The following is a 21,415-nucleotide window of genomic DNA, read 5'->3' as shown; positions in this document are numbered from 1 at the left end:
ACTTCAATATAAAGGCCGGTGTTACGTTGCTTTGTAACACCGGCCTTGTTTATATCCAGCGCTTAGCGCCATGCTCCGTCATACGCCTTTGCAATCACGTTCATCGGATCGCCGATCACGGTTTTGCGGGAATTGGTATGCCAGGCCACCTGCACATTATTGGGGAAGTGCATAATCACCGTGAAAATGCCCCTGTCTTCTACATCGCTCCATGCCCCGTTCTTCCATACATAGCCGCCATGTACACCTGCAATGATGCCGTCAAAGCCCATCAGCTTTTCCTTCATGCGCTTTAACATGGATGCAGACACATATTTGTTCTTTTCTGCTGTAAGCATTACCTGTGCCACTTCGGGGGCATTCATATACCAGCCACCTGCACCGGCTTCGAGGTACGGTGTGTAGCGCATGATACCGTGCAGCACCGGCTTGGAATAGTTGTAATACAATGTCATGGTCCTGTCGGCCGATTTAGGGGAGATAGGGCCTAAATTGTTCCAGGGGCCAATATCAATCATATTGTAATCAGGCAATCCTGCCACCTTAAAGATCCTTTCGCGTACGTAGCTGCGGAAGAACTGGGAAACTGCTTCATCCGTGTCTATGTCTGACTTACCTTCAAAGGCAGATTTACCTTGCACGATGCAGGGCAGCAGCACACGGCACATCAGGAAGTTTACATTGTCATAATCATAAAAAGATGCATCATCGCCAAAACCGGTGCTGGGCGTTTGCATACATTTGCGCAGCGCAGCGTAGGTGAAGCCGAAATGTGTTAATCCTGCTTTGTGTGCCAGCAGATGTCCTACTGTAATGTTCCTGTTGGCCTGGGGAATGTTCCATGAAGGTGGCAGCAACTCCCACAGATAAGCGTTTTCATTCAGTCCTTTATCTTCAAGGGCCTGCAATACTGCCAGCGCGGTTATTGTTTTTGAACAGCTGCCTATGCCCTGCCGGGTAGTAGCCTGGTATTCAATTTCCGGCTGATCAATACCTCGTCTTGCAAGGCCCCCGTTATCATACCGGGCAATCTTTCCGTCTTTTGCGATGGCAAAGGCATAGCCCACCGTCTTGTCTTCAAAACTTTCTTTCAGCTTCTTGGCAAAAAGATCCACATCAAATCCTTTATTAACAAAGTCATCAGGCTTCTCGCAGGCCGTTAACAGGGCGCCCGTCAGTCCGAGCATCATACAGGTGTTCTTGAGTAAAGTTTTCATAATATTCAGTGCTTTGAGGTTTTATGCCCGCAAAGATGCGGCAGCGGTAAGCATGAAAAACACCTGCTTTAATGAATGGGGAACCTGGGTTAACGAAATGGTACAGGAGGTATATATTACACCAGTCTGCGCGACATTAACTGCATGAATTCTTCTTTCTTCTTGGGAGAGATAGCAATCATCGATTCATCCTGCATGATCACATAACCGCCATCGGTCTTGATCATTTTCTTCACTGATTTCAGATTAATGATATGGGAATTGTGTATGCGAAAGAAGCCATGACCGGTAAGCATTAATTCATACTCTTTCAGATGACGGCTAACCATTATCCTGCGGTTATCCTTTATGAAAAAGGTGGTGTAGGGACCATTGGCCTCTAAACGGGTGATGTTGCTCAACTGTATAAATTCAATGCCCTCGGAAGTGGACAGGCTGATAGAGAAATCCTCCCCTTCAGGACGTTGCAGGTTCTTTATTAACAGTTCCAGCTTCTTATCAGCATCTTTTTGCCGCAGGCTTTCAATGGCTGTAGCGACCGCCTGCTGTAGCTCTTCCAGGCTGATAGGCTTCAGCAGGTAGTCCACTGCACTGAACCTGATGGCTTTTATAGCATAATGATCATATGCGGTGGTGAAGATAACACGGAAGTTACGCTGCGCCACCTTCAGCAATACATCAAAGCCGGTGCCCGACTGCATCTCTATATCCATAAAAACTATATCCGGCAGATGGGCGTTGATGAATGATACCGCCTCTTCTACATTACCCGCCGTACCGATCACGTCTATACGCGGACAGAATTCTGTCAGCAGACTTTTGAGGAAATCCCTGCTAAGTACCTCGTCTTCTACGATCAATGCTTTATAGGTCATTGGTATTGGTTTTCATGGTGCCGGTAAGTTACGAAAATGACCCGTCAAATAATGGCTGCGGGATATACAGGCTGGTTCTGTTAAAACCTTCTTCGTTGTTGCCGCTGCCTGCAGTATACTGAAGATTGATCTTCCTGCTGCCCTGCCGGTTAAACAGGCGTATGCGCCTGGACAGCACACTTTCTTCTCCGGAGCTGATCCCCTTTCTCTTCTCCAGCTGGTCTGCACTTTCACGACTGATGCCGTTATCCGTTACTGCTACCCACAGTCCATCATCCTGTAAATTAAAGTCGATGTTTATTTTTCCTAACCTGTTATCTTTTATATTCAACACCCCTTTATATAAGGCGTCTTCCACCAGGCTATGTACTATCAGCGGGAGGATGGCGGCCTGCCGGGCATGCTCAGGCAATGTGATTTTATAATCAAATCTGCCCGGAAACCTGGTCTGCTCCAGCCAGAGATATTCTTCCAGCAAACTGGCTTCATCCTTGGAACTGATAGACAGCTCATCACCATAATGAATAATCTTCCTTAAGAAGGTGGAAAACTTACTGATATACTGAATGGATGCTTTTTTATTATCTGCTGTTATAAAGTACTGTATGGAATTAAGTGAATTGAAAAGAAAATGGGGGTTCATCCTTCCCTGCAACACTTTCAATTTCAGCAGCTGGTTCATTTGTTCTATCTGCTCGTTCTGTTTTACGATCAGCTGGTTCCGCTGGGCCAGTTGCTGCACCAGTTTCTTACGGGTATGATAGCGGCTATAGAACAGGGCTGCCAGCATCAGTATCACCACAGCTGCAATCAGCAGCAGGCCTTGCTGTATCCGCTGCCGTTCTACTACCAGTGCCGTATCTATCAATCGCTGTGTCACGATCTCCCGTTCTTTGGTCAGTAACTCTATATCACTTTTGCCAAGCCCAAGACTGTCTTTTGCTGAAATATCGAGAATAATATCCGCCACTTCTTCTCCAAGATATTTCCTGATCAGGGCGGATACCTGCATTTTTGCCCCGGTGCTGTTAAAATACCTGTTCACCGGTTCATCCCAGTCGCTGTTCTTAGGATAGATGGCTGCAAACCCTTCTCTTCTTACATCGAACAAACGTTGCCGCTTTACTTTAATACCACGCTGCAGCGCCACTACATATATGGATACCGGTACATACCCGATACCGCCGGGGTCTGCCGCAATATCTTTCAGTACTTCGTAGTCGTTAACAGGATTATACTTTACCGGCATCGCAGTAAAATAGCGTTCCCTGAGTGTCAGCAGGTCCTGTTCCATGGTAGTGCCGCCCAGCGTGTAGCCGGTCATCTTTTTCAAACCGGCTATCAGCTGCGGTCCCGATTCAAAAGCCGGCATGCTGTTATTGGATACCAGTACATTCAGATCGGGCATATAAGGCGGTGAGAACTTCACTTCCTTCTTTCTTTCCGCTGTGATGGAGTAATAAGACAAGGCAAACAGTCCGCTGGCATCCGAGCTGCGGATCTGGGGATAGATGTCTTTGAACTCCTTCGCCTTCACCCAGTTGATCTTTAACTGCACACCATACTCCTGCTCCACAAAGCCCCTGAATCCTTCCATCAGCTCATATTCAATGCCTACCAGCGCCCCTGACTTATCCAGGTAGATAAAAGGCTCTATTTCATCCCACAATACGGTAATTGTGCCGCTTTGCTGCTCCCTCACCTGCTTCCAGGAGTCTGTTCTCCAGCCGGGAGCAGCGACTGCCGCTACTACTATCCCCTGGCCAAGCAACAAAATGCCGATAATGTTAATCAAGCTCCTCATGCATAGGCTTTGATCTAAGATCAGGTATTTAACGGCGACCTGCGCTTTGACTTAACGAATGGAGCATTTGAGTTAACGGATACACCCCCGGGTTTTTGTTTAAGAGTCAGGTAACCATTACTTTTATTAAAACAATTGTTACGCCTATACTCCATACTGACCTTCCTCCTGGTATCCTGTTCAGGGCTATCTGCACAGGAACTCTCCTTCAGGCACCTGACCACTGCCGGCGGCCTGTTAAGCGACCTCGGACTGGTGCTTACAGAAGACCGGCAGGGCCGTTTGTGGATTGGAAGCGAAGAAGGGATCAATGTTTTTGACGGCTACCAGCTAAGCAGCTACCGTGTACCAGCCAATTCAGGCCTGATCAGCAATAACATCATCAACATACATTGCGATACCGCGGGTACCATCTGGATCTATACGCCGGCGGGTATTCAATATAAACGGGAGAATGACAGCCGCTTTCTCCAGTTCAGCTCCCGTATAGCCGGTAACTCCAAAGTGCTGTTCTTTGGTAACAGTCCGGACGGACAGCTCCTGCTGCTTTCATCCAGCCATCTATACCAGCTGGATGCCGACATGCAGCTAAAAACCCTCACCGGGCTCTCGCCGTTGTTGCAGCAGTATGGCGCACCGCTGACCTTTGAACATTTCCGGGACAACGAATGGTTGATCGGGTTCAGGGATAAGCTGGTGCTGATAGACAGCCGGCAACAATATCCCATAAAAGAATTTGCCTACGGAAAATGCTGGACCATCGGCAAGGTAAACGACAGCATCATACTGGCGGGTAGTTTCTCAAAAGACACCCTTGCATTGATCAACATGCGATCGGGTGCAATAACATGCATCAATAACTGGCCGGCTGACGATGGCAAACCGATAGGCGGGTATGCGGGCACTATCCGGGCCATTGGTAACAACAGATTTGCGGTAGCCTGCCGGTACGATGGCCTGTATATTATTGACCTGAACCAAAGAAAAGCTTATCACCACACGCACGATCCCGGAGATCACGCTTCTGTCAGTTCCACCTATTGCAGAAGCCTGCTGGTTACACGCAATGGTACGCTGTTCGTGCATTCCCGCGGGGTTTCCTATTCCACTTTATCTTCCCCCCAGTTCCGGCTGCAAAAACATCTGGTGAACAGTACAGGTCAGAAGTATGACGGCAGTTTCAATACATTCTGGCAGGACAGTAACAGACACCTGTGGATCGGTACCAACAGTCATCTGGCACGGCTGGACAGGCGAACGGGTGTCAGCGCCTATTATACCTACTATGATCCTGCAGGCGGCCCGCGTAAATACAAGACGATCCGCAGTATTGTGGCAGACAAGGCCAACAGGATATGGGCGGGTACCTTTGGCGGGGGTATGGGCATGCTGCAGGCCAACGGCACTTTTAAGCAATACAGGCGAAATGCACAGGACCCTGCCCACTCGCTTCCCGCTAATGACATACATGCCATTGTTACCGACAAACACGGCAATTTCATTATTTGCACACTTGGCGGCTTTGCCTACTTTAACCCGCTGACCCAACAGATGCAGACATTCTTCACGCATCACAGTCTCCGGGAAATTGCCCACCGTCCTACCTACTATGCCATGGCAGACAGCGCGGATAACTGGTGGCTGGGGCAGGCGGATGGCCTGTATTGTTATAACAGGCAAAAAGACAGCCTGCTCCCTGTTAAGTTGCCCCTGCGGGATGCAGATCATACCATCCGGGCCATAGCCACAGACAGTACCGGGATGATATATGCCGGGAGCTTTTCCGGCCTCTTTATCATATCGCCCCACACATTAACCGTACAAAAAGTGATAGACCGCCAGGACGGCCTTCCGAGTGATAACATCATGGGCCTGCTTTGTGATCAGGGAGGCAGGATGTGGATACTGGGCATCACAGGGCTATCCCGCTACGATCCGCAAAGCGGCTCAGTGGAAAGTTTTGATGCGCGCGATGGTCTTGAACAAAGCAATCATGGATTGTGCAATTTCTACATGGCGCCCGACGGAGAAATATTTACCGGCAGTGCAGCCGGCTTCAATCATTTCTATCCTGGGCAGATCAGTAGTAAAGTCACCCCTTTGCCGGTGTTCATTACTTCACTGGTATTAAGAGATACCACTATCAGCACCATCCGTAACAACAGTTACCGGCTGAAATACTACCAGAACAACTTATCGCTTTCTTACCTGGCAGTAGACTTTCAACTGGGCCCCTCCGTACAGTACCGTTATAAGCTCAGCGCCTTTGACACGGGCTACGTTTACGCCGGGCAACAGCGAATTGCCCGCTACACCAACCTGAAACCGGGTAACTACACATTCATTGCCGAAGCGTCTGTCAACGGTAAAGACTGGCATGCTGCACAGCATCCTATTAGGATAACGATTCCCAAAGCATTCTGGGCCACCGCGTGGTTCAGGTTACTGGCCGCATCCCTGCTACTGTTGCTGGTATACCTGCTTTACCGCTACAGGATCTGGCAGGTTAATAAAGAAGCCCGCTTAAGGAGCGACTATGAAATAAAATTAAATGAGCTGGAGAACAGCGCGCTGCGCACACAAATGAACCCGCATTTTATTTTCAACTCCCTTAACACAATCAATTCTTTTGTCAACAGTAATAACAGGGCCCAGTCTAACTTGTACATCAGCAAATTCTCGAAGCTTATCCGCTTGATACTTGATCATTCCCGGCAAAAGAAAATAACACTGCGTGATGAACTGGAAGTAGCCATGCTCTATATTCAACTGGAGCAGATCCGTTTTGAGCAGCGCTTTCAGTTCGATATCCAGGTGAGCGGGGCGGATCCGGATATTACTGAAGTACCTCCCCTGATCATTCAGCCATTTGTGGAAAATGCCATTCTGCATGGCCTGTTGCCCAAAAAACAGGACGGCAGACTGAAAGTAGAGATCATAAAACATGACGCCAGCCTTCGCTGCATTATTGAAGACAATGGCATTGGAAGAGCAGCCGCCCGCCATATCAGGGAAAGCACCGGTTATAAGCGCCGCTCCCACGGTATGGAGATCACGATCAAACGGATCTCATTATTCAACAAAGAGAACGGCCTCTCTGCTGCCATCCGCATCACCGATCTTGAAAATGAAAACGGCCAGGCCAGCGGCACAAGGGTAGAGATCCCACTGGCTTATACAGAATGCTTCTAACCGTACTTTTCAAGATCTGACCGTTCCTGTAAGGAGGCGCGTATTTGGGGGGATTTTCGTACTTTGTATAAATAGCATATTAATTCTCCTCCAACAAGATAGCTTCATGAAAAATAACCTGCTCTTACCGTTACTGCTCCTGTTTACGCTTGCGCAGGCGCAAACCAAACCCACTGTGGCCGACTGGCAGTACGATTTGCGTTTTCTACAGGAAACAATACATAAGGATCACCCTTTCCTGTTCCATAAGATAACGGCAGCGCAGTTTGATGCTGAAGTGAATAAACTTTACGAGGCAATGCCAGCCATGCAGGAACATGAACGTGCCGCAGGACTGGTACGCATAGTCTCCTTGTTAAAATACGGGCACACTGCACTTCCCTGGCGGGAATCCCCGTCAAAATATCATTCAGCGCCCATTAACTTTTACTGGTTCAGTGATGGGGTGTATGTAGAAGGAGTGAGTAAGAGCAATGCTGACCTGTTAGGCGCTAAACTGATCAAGGTAGAAGGCCTGCCGGTAATGCAGGCGCTGCAAGCGGTGAAGCCCCTGGTGCCTGCTGAGAATGACCAGTTCTTCAAGGCATACGGTCTTGATTACCTGGTTAACCCGGAAGCATTACATGCCCAGCGTGTAACCCCATCTCTGAAAAAAACAATTACCTACACTTTTGAGAAAGATGGCCGGTCATTTGAGCAGACAGTGGCAACACTGGATACCTTTGCCCCGCCACGCCAATATGGCTTTATACCGCCCGGTACAGATTGGCTGACGGTGCGTGATACAGGCAGCACGCCCTATTATCTGAAGCACCTGGACAAAATCTATTACTTTGAATACCTGCCCGCTGCCAAAACGGTATATGTGCGGCATAGCCAGATAGACGATGATCCGCAGGAAGCCACTCCCCTTTTCTACAAAAGGTTGTTTGACTTCATAGATCAGCATGAAGTGGAGCGACTGGTGCTGGATGTACGTTTGAATGGGGGTGGCGACAACTATAAGAACAAGCCCGTTGTTACCGGCATCATAGCCTGTAAAAAGATCAATCAGCCCGGGAAGCTGTTCGTTATTATCGGCAGAAGAACCTTCTCCGCCTGTCAGAACCTGGTAAATGAGCTCAGTAACTATACCAATGCCACGTTTGTGGGCGAGCCTACTGCAGAGAATATTAATTTTTATGGGGATAACAGGAGGTCAGTGCTGCCCAAAACGAAAACACCTGTTTACCTGTCCTTTGCCTGGTGGCAGGATAAAGCGCCCTGGGAGAATGGACCCTGGCTGGCGCCGCAACTGGCGGTAGATATGAGTTTTAATGACTACAAAACCAATAAGGATCCGGTGCTGGACGCCTGCCTTCAGATAACTGATAAAAATGCCATTAAAGACCCGGTTCGACACCTGAGGAAACTATTCCTGGCGGGAAAAAAGGACCAGCTGGAAGCAGACGCCCAGAAGTTCATACAAGATCCAAGATACCGCTACATTGCCCTGGAATACCAGTTAAACCAGTTTGGTCATCATCTTATCGATGTTGATCAACTGGAACCCGCTACCTGGTTATTCCAGCTAAATACCCGGCTTTACCCTGCTTCTCCCAATGCATGGAATAGCCTGGCAGAAATTTCTCTGAAAACGCATCAAACAGACAAAGCTATTGAATACTATAATAAGGCCATCAGCCTTGATCCTGACGGTATTACCGGCGAACATGCCAGGATAGCGCTGGAGCAGATCAAAGCAGGCCAAAACGGCCATCAGGCTTTCAGATAATTGAAATGAGCGGTTGTTTCTGCTATCAGCGACTGCATCAGCTGTTTAGCGCTCCTGTGTTTGAGCAGCGGCGCTATCTGTCCGCCCCAGAACAGGACCATATCCCACTGTTGCTGCTCTACCGCCGCCTTCCTGAGGGGTGACATGAACGTCGTTTGTAAAGGGAAGGGCAGGAACTGTTTCTCCCGGGCTATCAGGTCCCTGGCTATCCTGCTGGTAATGCCACGTCCCAGGCGGCCGGTAAATGCCCTTGACAAGGTAGTGTACCTGGCAGCCTCAGAAAATAACATGTGCCGGTGAATGGGCAGCGCATTCGATTCGTCTGTAGCCAGGAAGGCGGTTCCTACCTGAACGGCATCTGCGCCCAGTGTTAAGGCAGCGGCTATACCCCTGCCATCTGCAATACCTCCCGCGGCAATAACCGGGGTCTTTACCTTTTCCCTGATCAGCTGTACCAGTACAAAGGTACCGGTGGTAGAAGCTTCGGCAGCGGCCAGGAAAGATGGCCGGTGACCACCCGCTTCAAAACCGGAGGCAATGATCAGGTCTACCCCAGTCTGATCCAGGGCGATGGCTTCATCCAGGGTAGTGGCGGCGCCGATGGTTTTGATCCCCCGCTTACGCAGCTGGTCCAGCACGTCACCGGGCAGCAGCCCAAACATGAAGCTGAAAACCTCCGGGCGGATATCCAGCACCACCTGCAGCTGGTTCTCGAACCTGGACTTAAAAGGCGCCGGTTTCGCCGGTACCGGAATGCCCAGCTCATCGAAATAGGGCTGAAAGGTTTTCCTGGCCAGCTCATATTGTTCGTCGCTCACTGAGCCATCCGGGCCATCGGTATCAGACACCCACAGGTTCAGGTTGTAGGGTTTGGCAGTAGCGGCCCTGATCTGCTTATCTATGTCGTAAATCTCCTGCGGACTTAATGTATAGGCCCCATAGCCCCCCAGTCCGCCGGCATTGGATACCGTGGCCACCAGTTCAGCAGAAGAGAGTCCTCCGCCAAAGGGGCCCTGCAGGATGGGGTATTCAATACCTAATATTGCCTTTGCTTTTGTATTATACCACATGGTGTTACAATTTATACGTTGGTATCTGTAAGCATTTTGTTGACAATACGCCATTGACCATCTATCTTATGAAAAGACAGGAACTCATGATAGTGAAAATCATACATTTTCACCTTTAGCTCCGCTACTGCAATGGAATTTACCACCCTTATGTCCAGTATTTCTCCCTTAAAGGGCTTGTCTGCATCACGTGGGCTTTGGCGGTTTTTTACACCGTCCAGGTATTGATCCAGTGTTTTAGCGTAAGGTACACCCTTTACATCGCCAAAAAGCAGGATGCCGGGTTGATAGATAGCGTGCAGCGCGTTAAGATCGCCTTCATAAATACCTTTGAAATAATAGTCTTCCAATGCCTGTGAAATGGCTAAGACATCTGTTTGTTGCGTTTCCATTTTGCAAGGTTTTGAAGCGCTGACCCGAAAGTTCCAATAATAATACTATCGTAAAAAAACGTCCGAGCCTACGTGAAGCCTGGGAATAACCCGTTAAAATAGTATGCCCCTCCGAATCAGCGCTGATGAATGATTAGTTGAGATGATGCCCTGCACCTGCACCGCCATCAACGTGGATGATGGCGCCGGTGATGTAGTTACTTTTTGCAACCGTATAGACCATCTGCACAATATCCTCAATCTCCCCTACGCGGTTCAGCAGCTGCAGGCCTGCCATTTTATCTACATCATCCCCGTGCATGGGCGTACGCACGGTTCCCGCAGCGATGGTATTTACGCGGATGTTCTGCTTACCAAACTCGGCGGCCAGCTGCAGGGTAAGTGAATGAATGGCCCCTTTGCTTGACATAGCGGCACTGGCAGGCACCCCTGCCAGGGCATGGTGAACCAGCGGTGTTCCAATATTGATCACTACCCCGTCATGTTGTTTCAGCATCTGGGGGATAACCGCCTGGGTGGTAAAATAAGTACCTTTCAGGTTAGTATCCAGGAAACGGTCCAGGTAGGATGCTTCCACTTCCAGGAAAGGTTTGGTTTCAAATATACCTGCGTTGTTCACCAGCACATCTGCAGTGCCGAACTTTTCAACAGCAGTGGCTATCAGCCGGTCACCGGTGCGTTTATCGCTCACATCGCCGGCTACCATGGCCAGGTTCGGACCTGCGCCCAGCTCATGATACACCTGTTCCAGTTTTTCAGGTGTGGTAGAATTGATCACCACGTTATCTCCTTTTTCCAGGAAATACTGCGCTATCCCTTTACCGATCCCGGAGGATGCGCCTGTTACTATAATCGTTTGCTTTTTCATTTTTCAGTATTTTATTTTTTATCAGCAGTGATACCCTGTTCCCGCAGAACGGATACCTGGTCACCTGCGTATCCCCAGTCATCCAGCGCAATTTCCTGGATGACAACATGGGTGAGGTGGGGATCTTTATTCAGCACCTGGGTGATCAGGTCTGTCACACCTTTTATCAGCTGCTGTTTTTGCTCACGGGTGACGCCTTCGCGGGTCACTTCAATTTTTACGTATGGCATAGTAGTAGGTTTTATGCCAGAGACGGGGTTGCAAGGGCCCTGGCGGTGATACTTACGTTCAGATCAAAATCATTGTAGATAAGGGTGTCTCCCAGGTCTTTGAAGAAATTACCGGAGCGGAACCGGATACCGTACCGGGTACGGTCTACTACGATCTTACCGGATGCGGTAAGGGTATCGTTTGCCACGCTGACACTGGCTTTGAAGCTAACCGGCTGGCTGATGCCTTTGATGGTAAGATTGCCTTCCACCTGGTCATTATCCACCCTTGAGATTTCAAAGGTAGCTTCGGGGTAGCGGTCAATGGCAAAGAAATCGTCTGAAGCCAGGTGGCCGGCAAACTGGGCATTAGTGGCGGGATCCGTTACGTCCAGTATCTTAATGGAAGTAGTATCGATCACAAAGCTGCCGCCGGTCAGTTTACCGTCTTCCAGCGTAAGGTTGCCTTGTTTAATAGCGATAGTGCCATCATGTGCACCGGTTACTTTCCGGCCAACCCAGTGAATGTTGCTCTGGGAAACTACGATGTTGAATTGTTGCTTTTTCATATCCTTTGTGTTTTTATTGTTAATAATTACAACACAAAGGACGGACAGATTCGCGGGGTGATTACGTGACGTAGGTCACTTTCTGGAATGGGCGTTATACAAACGGCTCAAAGTCTCCCTGGAAACACCCAGGTAAGAGGCTATCAGGTGTTTGGGCACCAGCTCGTAAAGCTGGGGATAAAGGTTCATCAGTTCTTCATAGCGTGTTCTGACATCGTTGTTCATATAAGACAGGAGCCTTTTTTGTGAAGCTACATAGCCCCTGTTGGTACGCCAGCGAAAAAAATGCTCTACCTGGTGTATCTCACTGCAAAGTTTTTCACGGTCGGCATTGCCCAGGCTGAGCACTGTTGCATCGGTGATGCAGTCTACGTTGATAGTGGCCCTGGTTTGCGTATACAGCGCATTATAGTCCGAGGTCCACCAGGTGGGCATGGCAAACTGCAGGATGTACATTTTCACCTCGTCATTAATGTAGAATGATTTAAGGCAACCGGAAAGTACAAAGTATTCACAGTCTACCTTATCTCCTTCCCTGATCAGCACCTGGCCCTTTTTGAAACTAAGGGGCTGAAAATGGGAGAAGAAGTAGGCAAACTCCTCATCGTTTAATGAGGCAGTTCTGGCAATATGTCCTTTCAAGATGGCTGCTGGTTCCATGTTCTCCAAAATTAAAAAATTATAGCCGGCAAAAGGCCGGCTATAATATATAGGTATAACACATTGATGAACGTCGGGATCTTAGTTCCATCCGCCTCCCAATGCCTGGTAGATATTTACCATGGCATTCATCTGCTGTTTTTTGGTTTCTATCAGCTCAAATTTCGACTCCAGTGCATCTCGTTGGGTGAGCAGCACTTCCATATAATCGGCCCTTGCAGATTTGAAAAGGTCGTTGGAGATGTTGATAGACAGCACCAGTGCATCCACTTCCTTGGTTTTCAGGTCATAACTCTGCTGCAGGTTGCTGATCTTAGACAGCTGGTTGGCCACTTCAACATACGCATTCAGGATAGTACGCTCATAGTTGTAAGCCGCCTGTACCTGTTTGGCGTTAGCGCTGTAGTAGGCGGCCTTGATGGCGTTCTTGTTGACCAGGGGCGCCATCAGGTCTCCCGCAACAGAATACAGCATAGATTCCGGCGTTCTCAGCAAATAAGACGGGTTGAATGCATTGTAACCAAAGGAGGCGGAAATACCCAGTGATGGATAGAACAGCGATTTGGCCACTTTGATATCCAGCCGGGCTGCCGCCAGATCCAGTTCGGCCTGTTTAATATCCGGACGGTTAGCCAGCAGCTGCGAAGGAATACCGGCGTGAATAGCTGCAGGAACGGCATTGCTCAAAGCCTGGGCATCTCTTTGAATGGGCTGCGGATACCTGCCCACCAGGAAATTGATCTTATTTTCCGTTTCTATGATCTGCTGCTGGATATTGAACTGCAGGCTTCTGGTGTTGAGCACTTCGGCTTCAAACTTCTTTACCGCCAGCTCAGTTGTTCGTGCCGCTTCTTTCTGTTGTTTCACTATTTCCAGTGCATTGCTCTGTATTTCGATATTCTGCTTTACAATATCCAGCTGGTTATCCAGCGCCAGCAGCTCGTAATAAGAATTGGCAATCTCAGCGATCAGGTTGGTCACCAGGAAGTTCCTTCCTTCAACGGTAGACAGGTAGCGGGCCACTGCTGCTTTTTTTGCATTGTGCAGTTTATTCCAGATATCCACCTCCCAGTTGGCATACAGTCCTACCAGGAAGTCTGGCAGGGGATCCGGCATTTCTTTTCCGGGCTTAATATCAGTGGTGGCTTCACTGGCGCCGCGGCTGGTGTACCGCCCTACTTTTTCAAGACCGGCAGATCCCCTAACCCCGATAAAGGGCAGGTACTCCCCTTTCCTGGCTTTCACTTCATTCCGCGCAATCGCTATCTCCTGTAAAGTGATGTTCAGTTCCTGGTTGTTCTTCAGCGCCGTATCTATCAGCGCAGTGAGGTAAGGATCTGTAAAATACTCCCGCCATTTAACGGTGGCCGTATTGGTGCTGTCCTGCGAGTCGTTATAACCCGCAGGCACGGCTTTATTTTCTGTCTTTTCTACAAGCGCTGGCACTTTGCACGCCGCATAAATAAATGGGATGCAGGCAAGCCCTATGTATTTATATATACTTCTTCTAATCATTGTGATCAATTTCTTCAGTTAACGGATTTTCGTCTTCATCTCTAATGAGCTTCCGTTTTGCTGCCAGGACGCCAAACAGGTAGTACAAACCGGGAATGATGATCACCCCGAACACCGTTCCGATCAACATACCACCTGCAGAGGCGGAGCCAATAGTGCGGTTACCGATTGCGCCCGGACCTGTAGCAAACACCAGCGGAACCAAACCCGCTATAAACGCCAGTGAGGTCATTAATATGGGACGGAAACGCGTTTTGGCACCCTCAATAGCTGCCTCCAGCACGGTGGCGCCCGCACGGTGTTTCTGCACGGCAAATTCCACGATCAGCACGGCATTCTTACCCAGCAGACCAACCAGCATTACCAATCCCACCTGGGCATAGATGTCGTTTGACAGGCCCATTATCTTTACCAGCAGGAATGCGCCAAAAACACCGGCAGGAAGTGAAAGGATCACCGCCAGCGGCAGCAGGAAGCTTTCATACTGTGCAGCCAGGATCAGGTAAACAAAAGCCAGTACCACCAGGAAGATATAGAGCGCTTCATTACCGCGGCCTACTTCGTCTTTAGACAATCCCTCCCAGTCTATACCATATCCATGCGGCAATGTTTTGGCGGCTACTTCTTCAATTATCCGGATGGCCTCGCCGCTGCTGTAACCGGGCGCAGGCTCACCCCTGATGGCGGATGAGGTGTACATATTATACCGGGTGATCTCGTTCAGGCCATGCGTCTTTTTGATAGACATAAAAGCGGAGTAAGGCACCATCTCATCACGGTTGTTTTTCACATACAACTTCATCAGGTCATCCGGGAGGGCCCTGTATTCCGGAGAAGCCTGTACGAACACCTTCGAGAAAGTACCGAAGCGGATAAAGCCCAGCTCGTAGGTACTACCTATTAAAATGGAAAGGTTGTCCATCGCCTTACCAATAGAAACACCTTTCTGCATGGCCGCCTGGTTGTCTATCACCAGCTCATACTGGGGATAGTTGGCGCTGAAGAAGGTGAATAACCCTTTCAGCTCCTTACGTTTGCTCAATGCAGCCATGAAATCGTCGTTCACTTTCTCCAGCTCCCTGTAGTCATCGTTATTGGTCTTATCAAGGAGACGCAGGGCAAAACCGCCTGCAGCGCCATATCCGGGTACTGCCGGTGGTCCGAAGAATTCAATGGTGGCGCCGGGAATATCCTTACATTTTTCTTCCAGTTCGCGGATCACCTCATTTACAGAATGCTTACGTTCTGACCAGTCTTTCAGGTTGATCAGACAGGTGCCTGCGTTAGAGCCGCGTCCTTCTGTCAATACTTCGTAGCCTGCCAAAGCAGAAACAGATTGAATGCCTTCTACATGCTCCGCAATTTCCTGTACCCTCTTGGCAATGTCATTGGTCCTTTCCAGGGTAGATCCCGGCGGTGTTTGCACAATGGCATAGATCATGCCCTGGTCTTCACTCGGAATAAAGCCGGAGGCCAGGTTCTTACTAATCCCAAATATGCCGAAACAGAAGGCCAGCAGCAGGGCAAAGGTGATGAGCCTGCGGTTCACGATCACTTCCAGCAGGCGTGTATACCTGCCGGTGAGTTTCTCAAATGCCCTGTTAAAGGCGTCAATGAATTTATCCACCGGCGATTTCTTACGCGGCTTTCCATGGTTGTTCTTTAATATAATGGCGCAGAGCACAGGTGTAAGCGTCAGCGCCACTACACCCGAAAGAACGATGGCCGTTGCCATGGTAATGGAGAACTGCCGGTAGAATATTCCTACGGGGCCCGACATAAATGCCACCGGAATAAATACCGCTGTCATTACAAAGGTGATGGCCACAATAGCGCCCGCAATCTCATGCAATACCTGTTTGGTGGCCTGGTAGGGTGATAAATGCTTCTCTTCCATTTTGGCATGCACCGCCTCTATCACCACGATGGCATTGTCTACCACGATACCGATGGCCAGTACCAATGCAAACAGGGTGATGAGGTTGATGGTAAGCCCGAAGAGCTGCATGAAGAAAAAGGATCCTACCAGTGATACAGGAACCGCCAGTGTGGGAATAAGTGTAGAGCGCCAGTCGCCCAGGAACAGGAACACCACTATAGCCACCAGCACAAACGCTTCTCCCAGTGTATGCAGTACTTTTTCAATAGATGCATTCAGGAACGCAGACACGTCATAGCTGATCTCATATTCCATCCCCGGAGGGAAAGACGCTTTGAGCTCTTCCAGCTTAGCCTTCACTTCCTTGATCACCTGGCTGGCATTACTGCCGTATGTTTGCTTCAATACGATCGCTGCGGAAGGATGGTTATTCAGGTTGGAATAGATATCATAGAATTCGCTGCCCAGCTCCACCTCCGCGATGTCTTTCAAATGGAGCAGCTCACCGTTGGGATTGGCGCGGATAATAACGTCTTTATACTGCTGCGGCTGATTGTACCGTCCCTGGTAGGTCAGTACATATTCCAGCGATTGAGATTCCTTACCATCAGCCCTTCCCAGCCTGCCGGGGGAGCCGATGATACTCTGGCTGCCCAGCGCCTCCATCACTTCTTCTGTGGATACATTGTAGGCCCGCATCCGGTCTGGTTTCAGCCAGATACGCATAGCATACTGGCGGCTACCCAGGATCTGGGCATTACCAATCCCCTTTACCCTTTTCAGCTCATTGAGGATGTTAACGTTCGAATAGTTGTAAAGGAATTTCTCATTTGCCTGAGGATCTTTACTGTAAACGTTCACATACATCAGCATGTTGGGCTGCAGGATGTTCACCACGATACCTTCACGTTGCACCAGTACGGGCAACCTGTTGGTTACCTGCTCAATACGGTTCTTAACATTTACTACGGCCTGGTTAGGATCAGTGCCCAGGTCAAACACCACCTGTATATTGGCTTCACCCGCGCTGGTGGCATCTGAGGTCATGTACTTCATACCGGGCACGCCGTTCACCGCCCTTTCCATGGGGATGAGTACGGATTGCACCAGTACATCAGCGCTGGCTCCCGGGTAAGCTACACTCACTATTACCCTTGGCGGCGCAATTGACGGGAACTGCGATGTGGGAAGGGTATTAATAGCCAGTATGCCCATGAAGACAATGACAATTGATATCACTATCGCGAAGACAGGCCGCTTCATGAATATATTAAACATGTTCTTTCCTTTTTAGTCTTTATATTATTCGGTTGGTATCTTTAAATGTGCGATTACCGACCGGGGCTCTTCATAATCATATTCGATCTTATCATTGTCTTTTACTTTACGCAGGCCTTCCAGCAGTATCTTCTCATTCTCATTCAGGCCGCTTTTCACCACATATATATCCGGCATTTCAACATCGATGGTAATAGGCCGCAGCTTCACCACGTTGTCTTTATTTACCACGTACACATACTTTTTGTCCATGATTTCCATGGTGGCTTTCTGAGGGATCACAACGGCATCTTTCAATTGTGCCTCCATCAGTATGCTGCCTGTTTCTCCGTGCCTGAGCAGTTTCTCCGGGTTGGGGAATGTTGCCCTGAAAGCAATATTGCCGGTTTCGTTATCGAACTCGCCTTCTATGGTCTCTACGATGCCGGGTTGTTTGAACAGCTCTTTGTTGGCCATCAGCAGGTTTACTTTAGGCTTACCCTGGCTTTTTACAGTAGCTTCATAGTTGAGGTATTCCGGTTCGGATACGTTGAAGTACACCCACATGTGGCTGTTGTCAGACAGGGTAGTGAGCAGGTCTCCTTCTCCTACCAGGCTGCCGAGCTTTAAATGAAGTTTATCTATAATACCGTCGAAGGGAGCCCTTATTTCAGTAAAGGCCAGGTGCGCTTTGGCGAGTGCCAGTTCTGCCTTTGCTTTTTCAAATTTGGCATTGGCCATTGCCAGTTCATTTTTGGATACCACGTTGCGGTCTGCCAGGGCTTTGGTATTCTGCAATTCTATTTCAGTGGCTTTTGCCTCTGCTTCCGCTTTGTTGGCTTCCGCCTCGTAAATGGTGGGCATAATCTTGAACATCAGTTGCCCGGCCTTTACAAACTGGCCTTCATCAACATAAATGCCCTGCAGATAGCCTTTTTCCTGCGCCCTTACTTCAATGTTGCGGATGGAGCGGATCTGGCACACATACGCTTTCGTGTAGGCCGTGTCCATTTTTATTGCGCTGGTAACGAGAAATTTAGTGGAAGCTTCTTTTTCTTCCTCCTTTTGTTTACAGCCTGTGTGGCACAGCAAAGCCCACGAGCCAGCAAGCATGAGAATTCTTTTCATGATATATTATGTGTTCTTGATTCGGATTTCCTGGCAATTCTTTCCTGCATCGGGCATGACATAGAGATCCGCTATAGCGGCACGCGCTATGCAGGAAGAACTGTAAATGTATTGGTGGAGCTTATCAGGCAATGTTAGCTGCCTGTGTGTAAATGCAAAATCAAATCCTGATCACCAGGTGGATAATAAACTTGTAGGAAGAGAAGTAAGAAAAATGTTCACAGAAAGGCAATGCGCCTTCAAAAGAGGGGTAGACAGATGTGGGGATATGTGTGTTAATAAAGGCTATGAGGGTATTTCCGGTCTCTGAATATTTTCTGAAAAGGGTTGGGTCTTCGTCTTCTTCCTCTATTTCTATGGCCTTTATTTTTTCCCTGCCCTTCTTGGTTTTGGGGGGCGGGGTCTTGCTGACCTGGGCCTCCTCATATCGTGAGCAGGTGTAATGGATGTGGGGGCTTTTGTCAAACACCTTCTTCGGATAGTATCCGGTGGTATTGTGGCAGCTGAGGGCGTACCCTCCCAGGAGCAGCACACAGATTGACAGTAAAAGTTTAATTAATACCCTCATCATTCAGCTTCAAAAATACAATGAAGTTTATTAAATAGGTATATCGATCTCATTACGCTCAATAAAATAAAAGCTTTCCCCATGTAGTGGAAAGCCGGAAATCCCCCATGCTACATGTAGTAACAGGAGCCGTAAAATTAATAACAAAGTCGGCAACCTGCAAGCCCGGCACGCCAATTCCCCGCAATTTTAAGGAAGCTTTAAGGTGAATGGATATTTCCGTATTTTCATCATACGTATGAAACAACATCTCCTCAGCAGGCCGGAAGCCAGGAAGATCATCCTCCATGCGGCAGGATTGTCTAAAAGGGCGCAATTTGGAAAGGGCCGCGAGGCGGTCTTTAAAGTGATAGACCATCTCGGCTTTATCCAGATCGATACCAACTATGTTGTGGAACGTGCCCACCATCACGCACTTGCATCACGAGTACCTGATTATAAGCCCGAATGGCTGCAGGAACTACAGGAAGACGGAAGGATCTATGAGTTCCTGACGGCAGATTCCGGGTTCCTCCCCATGCATAATTTCCGCTATTCATTGCCGGTGAAGCAGGGCTTTTTAGCAGGCAGGAAACCACTTACAACGGCGGAGACTAATCTCATGAACCGGGTACTGGACAGGATAGCACGTGAAGGCCCGCTGATGGTGAAGGACTTTGAGAACGACCGCCAGGAGCCAAGTGCAGGCTGGTGGGACTGGCGACCGTCCAAAATGGCGCTTGAACGCCTGTACCTGGAAGGAAGCCTGATGGCTACGCGCACAAAGGAGTTCCTGAAAGTATATGATCTGCCCAAGAATATCGTTCCCCCGGATATTGATACTACTGTGCCCACACCGGAAGAATATGCAAGGCATGTCATCCGGCGCGAATTAACGGCCCTTGGTATTGCCTACGCAAAAGAGCTGGCCTGGCGTACCCGCCGCGTAAAAGACAACCTGGTAAAAAAGGAACTGGCCCGCATGGTGGAAGAGGGCGAGGTATCCCCTGTTGCAATAGATGGGCTCAAAACAGCCCCGCTCTTCATGCTCCCGGAATATAAAAACAAAAAGATCCAGCTATCGGGCGATGCGTTCATTCTTTCGCCCTTTGATGTCTTAAATGTATTCAGGCATCGTTTAAGGGATTTCTTTGATTTCGACTATCAGATAGAATGTTTTGTGCCGGAGGCCAAGCGTAAGTATGGGTATTTTTCCCTGCCCGTATTGGTGGGAGATACTTTTGTGGCCAGGATGGATGCAAAAGCAGACCGTAAACAGCGGGTACTGATCGTACATAATCTCCACTTTGAGCCGGTAAAATTAAACGAAGAGACGGTTGACCAGGTAGCTGATGCCATTAAAGCATTTGCTGCATTCAACCGGTGCCAGGAGATCAGCATTACCAAATCAAACAGCAGGCAGTATCTCAAGGGGATCAGGAATAGCCTGTAATCAGTCAGGCAGGTACTTTCCTGATCTCTTTAAAGATATATTGCTTGGCAAGAAAGATGGTAAGGAACCACATAAAAATGGTGACTATCAGATTAGAGAATTCCGGACCATAATTTACGGGCATCATATCATCCAGCTCCCGCTTGTAGATCACGGGCAGCAGATCCTGTGGGCGTAGTTTTTCATAGTCTGCAGCTTCAATAGGGATCACCCGCTGTCCTTTACCAAACTGCACCGTAGCCCTATAGGTAGACCATCCTTCACTGTTGCTGGACCGCACATTATAATCAGTGCTGAGCACTTTAACGCTTATCTGGTTGCCAGACTTTACGCGCTGGTAGTAGTGAAAATATTCCAGTGTGTTAAAGGTGAAATATAAAGTTCCGGTGAGCACCAGCACCACCATGATGGAAGGGCCTACCCATTTCAGCCAGGGTAAGCGTACAATGCTGGTCAGCATACCAAACAATAGTATTGCGAATAAGGTAGACAGTGCGAGGCCAAGTACCTGCCACTTGCGTTGATCGCTCCACATACTGGCAATAGTAAAATCTATCAGGCGGGAGTGATCGCTGAATGGTGAAGCAAAATGAATACGCTTACCCGGCTGCCGGAAAGCCCCCACCTGCGGATGATATAACAAGGTAACTTTATCCCCTTCACTCACCCAGCCGGAGTCCTGCGTATAGCGTGCAGCATAGGAACGTCCCAGATGCTTGAACGTAATATAAACATGGTTGGTAAACTGATCATACCAGAAATGGTTCCCACGATCAGTAGCTGTTACCTGTACGGTTACCAGTTTGCCTTCCCTTGCAAATTTGCGGGACACTACTTCGTTCTCATACAATTGCCAGCTGCCCCAGGCGGCAAAGCCAACCAGGGCTGTCAGCAACAACGTTACGAAGAGCCTGACAAAAGATCTGATAGACAGGTTGATCGGGTGTTTCATAGATAAAAGAATGAGCTCACCTTCTCAATAAGAAGGTGAGTGATTTGATTGACA

Annotated in this window: 17 protein-coding genes; 3 read left to right on the top strand and 14 right to left on the bottom strand. The window is 48.8% G+C overall.

Annotated elements, in window-relative coordinates:
* Positions 1–62 precede the first annotated feature (62 nt).
* The 3 genes from Q0577_RS25820 to Q0577_RS25810 all read right to left on the bottom strand — a co-directional run bounded on the left by Q0577_RS25820 (position 63) and on the right by Q0577_RS25810 (position 3,896).
* The gene (locus Q0577_RS25820) at positions 63–1,217 is read right to left on the bottom strand and encodes a serine hydrolase domain-containing protein (RefSeq protein ID WP_298741518.1); all 1,155 of its coding nucleotides are present in this window, start codon (positions 1,215–1,217) and stop codon (positions 63–65) included.
* 116 nt (positions 1,218–1,333) lie between these two features.
* Positions 1,334–2,092, bottom strand: a complete 759-nt coding sequence (locus Q0577_RS25815; protein WP_298741516.1) for a LytTR family DNA-binding domain-containing protein — start codon at positions 2,090–2,092, stop codon at positions 1,334–1,336.
* Between the two features lie 28 nt (positions 2,093–2,120).
* Positions 2,121–3,896, bottom strand: a complete 1,776-nt coding sequence (locus Q0577_RS25810) for a histidine kinase (protein ID WP_298741514.1) — start codon at positions 3,894–3,896, stop codon at positions 2,121–2,123.
* 135 nt (positions 3,897–4,031) lie between these two features.
* Here Q0577_RS25810 and Q0577_RS25805 point away from each other — a divergent pair, with 135 nt between their 5' ends.
* Both Q0577_RS25805 and Q0577_RS25800 read left to right on the top strand, forming a co-directional pair.
* Positions 4,032–7,088, top strand: a complete 3,057-nt coding sequence (locus Q0577_RS25805; protein WP_298741513.1) for a sensor histidine kinase — start codon at positions 4,032–4,034, stop codon at positions 7,086–7,088.
* Between the two features lie 106 nt (positions 7,089–7,194).
* Entirely contained in the window at positions 7,195–8,862 is a 1,668-nt protein-coding gene (locus Q0577_RS25800; protein ID WP_298741511.1) for a tetratricopeptide repeat protein, read from the top strand.
* Here the strand turns inward: Q0577_RS25800 and Q0577_RS25795 are convergent.
* The 10 genes from Q0577_RS25795 to Q0577_RS25750 all read right to left on the bottom strand — a co-directional run bounded on the left by Q0577_RS25795 (position 8,847) and on the right by Q0577_RS25750 (position 18,980).
* Positions 8,847–9,932, bottom strand: coding sequence for a nitronate monooxygenase (locus Q0577_RS25795; protein ID WP_298741509.1), 1,086 nt, complete (start codon positions 9,930–9,932; stop codon positions 8,847–8,849). The genes Q0577_RS25800 and Q0577_RS25795 overlap by 16 nt on opposite strands.
* 11 nt (positions 9,933–9,943) lie before the next feature.
* Positions 9,944–10,324 (bottom strand): nuclear transport factor 2 family protein, encoded by a 381-nt coding sequence (locus Q0577_RS25790; protein WP_298741508.1) that lies wholly within the window; start codon positions 10,322–10,324, stop codon positions 9,944–9,946.
* 133 nt (positions 10,325–10,457) lie between these two features.
* Positions 10,458–11,192, bottom strand: coding sequence for an SDR family oxidoreductase (locus tag Q0577_RS25785; RefSeq protein WP_298741506.1), 735 nt, complete (start codon positions 11,190–11,192; stop codon positions 10,458–10,460).
* A gap of 11 nt (positions 11,193–11,203) precedes the next feature.
* Complete coding sequence (locus Q0577_RS25780) at positions 11,204–11,422, bottom strand: 4-oxalocrotonate tautomerase family protein (RefSeq protein WP_298741504.1); 219 nt, start codon at positions 11,420–11,422, stop codon at positions 11,204–11,206.
* Between the two features lie 11 nt (positions 11,423–11,433).
* A complete protein-coding gene (locus Q0577_RS25775; protein WP_298741502.1) occupies positions 11,434–11,970 on the bottom strand; it encodes a YceI family protein in 537 nt (178 codons plus the stop codon).
* Positions 11,971–12,045: 75 nt separating this feature from the next.
* The gene (locus tag Q0577_RS25770) at positions 12,046–12,630 is read right to left on the bottom strand and encodes a Crp/Fnr family transcriptional regulator (protein WP_298741500.1); all 585 of its coding nucleotides are present in this window, start codon (positions 12,628–12,630) and stop codon (positions 12,046–12,048) included.
* Between the two features lie 81 nt (positions 12,631–12,711).
* Complete coding sequence (locus Q0577_RS25765) at positions 12,712–14,076, bottom strand: TolC family protein (RefSeq protein WP_298741498.1); 1,365 nt, start codon at positions 14,074–14,076, stop codon at positions 12,712–12,714.
* A 61-nt stretch (positions 14,077–14,137) separates the two neighbouring features.
* Positions 14,138–17,302: an efflux RND transporter permease subunit gene (locus Q0577_RS25760; protein ID WP_298741496.1), complete on the bottom strand. Its 3,165-nt coding sequence runs from the start codon at positions 17,300–17,302 to the stop codon at positions 14,138–14,140.
* 24 nt (positions 17,303–17,326) lie between these two features.
* On the bottom strand, positions 17,327–18,409 hold the full coding sequence (locus Q0577_RS25755) for an efflux RND transporter periplasmic adaptor subunit (protein WP_298741494.1): 1,083 nt from the start codon (positions 18,407–18,409) through the stop codon (positions 17,327–17,329).
* A 160-nt stretch (positions 18,410–18,569) separates the two neighbouring features.
* On the bottom strand, positions 18,570–18,980 hold the full coding sequence (locus tag Q0577_RS25750) for a hypothetical protein (RefSeq protein WP_298741492.1): 411 nt from the start codon (positions 18,978–18,980) through the stop codon (positions 18,570–18,572).
* A 235-nt stretch (positions 18,981–19,215) separates the two neighbouring features.
* Between Q0577_RS25750 and Q0577_RS25745 the strand changes: the two genes are divergently transcribed.
* On the top strand, positions 19,216–20,409 hold the full coding sequence (locus tag Q0577_RS25745; protein WP_298741490.1) for a crosslink repair DNA glycosylase YcaQ family protein: 1,194 nt from the start codon (positions 19,216–19,218) through the stop codon (positions 20,407–20,409).
* A 4-nt stretch (positions 20,410–20,413) separates the two neighbouring features.
* Here Q0577_RS25745 and Q0577_RS25740 read toward each other — a convergent pair whose 3' ends face one another.
* On the bottom strand, positions 20,414–21,361 hold the full coding sequence (locus tag Q0577_RS25740; RefSeq protein WP_298741488.1) for a hypothetical protein: 948 nt from the start codon (positions 21,359–21,361) through the stop codon (positions 20,414–20,416).
* Positions 21,362–21,415 lie beyond the last annotated feature (54 nt).

It is taken from the genome of uncultured Chitinophaga sp. (assembly GCF_937898475.1).
GTDB lineage: Bacteria > Bacteroidota > Bacteroidia > Chitinophagales > Chitinophagaceae > Chitinophaga.
The sequence above is the reverse complement of the archived record's forward strand: the minus strand, read 5'-3'. Positions and strand labels throughout refer to the sequence as shown.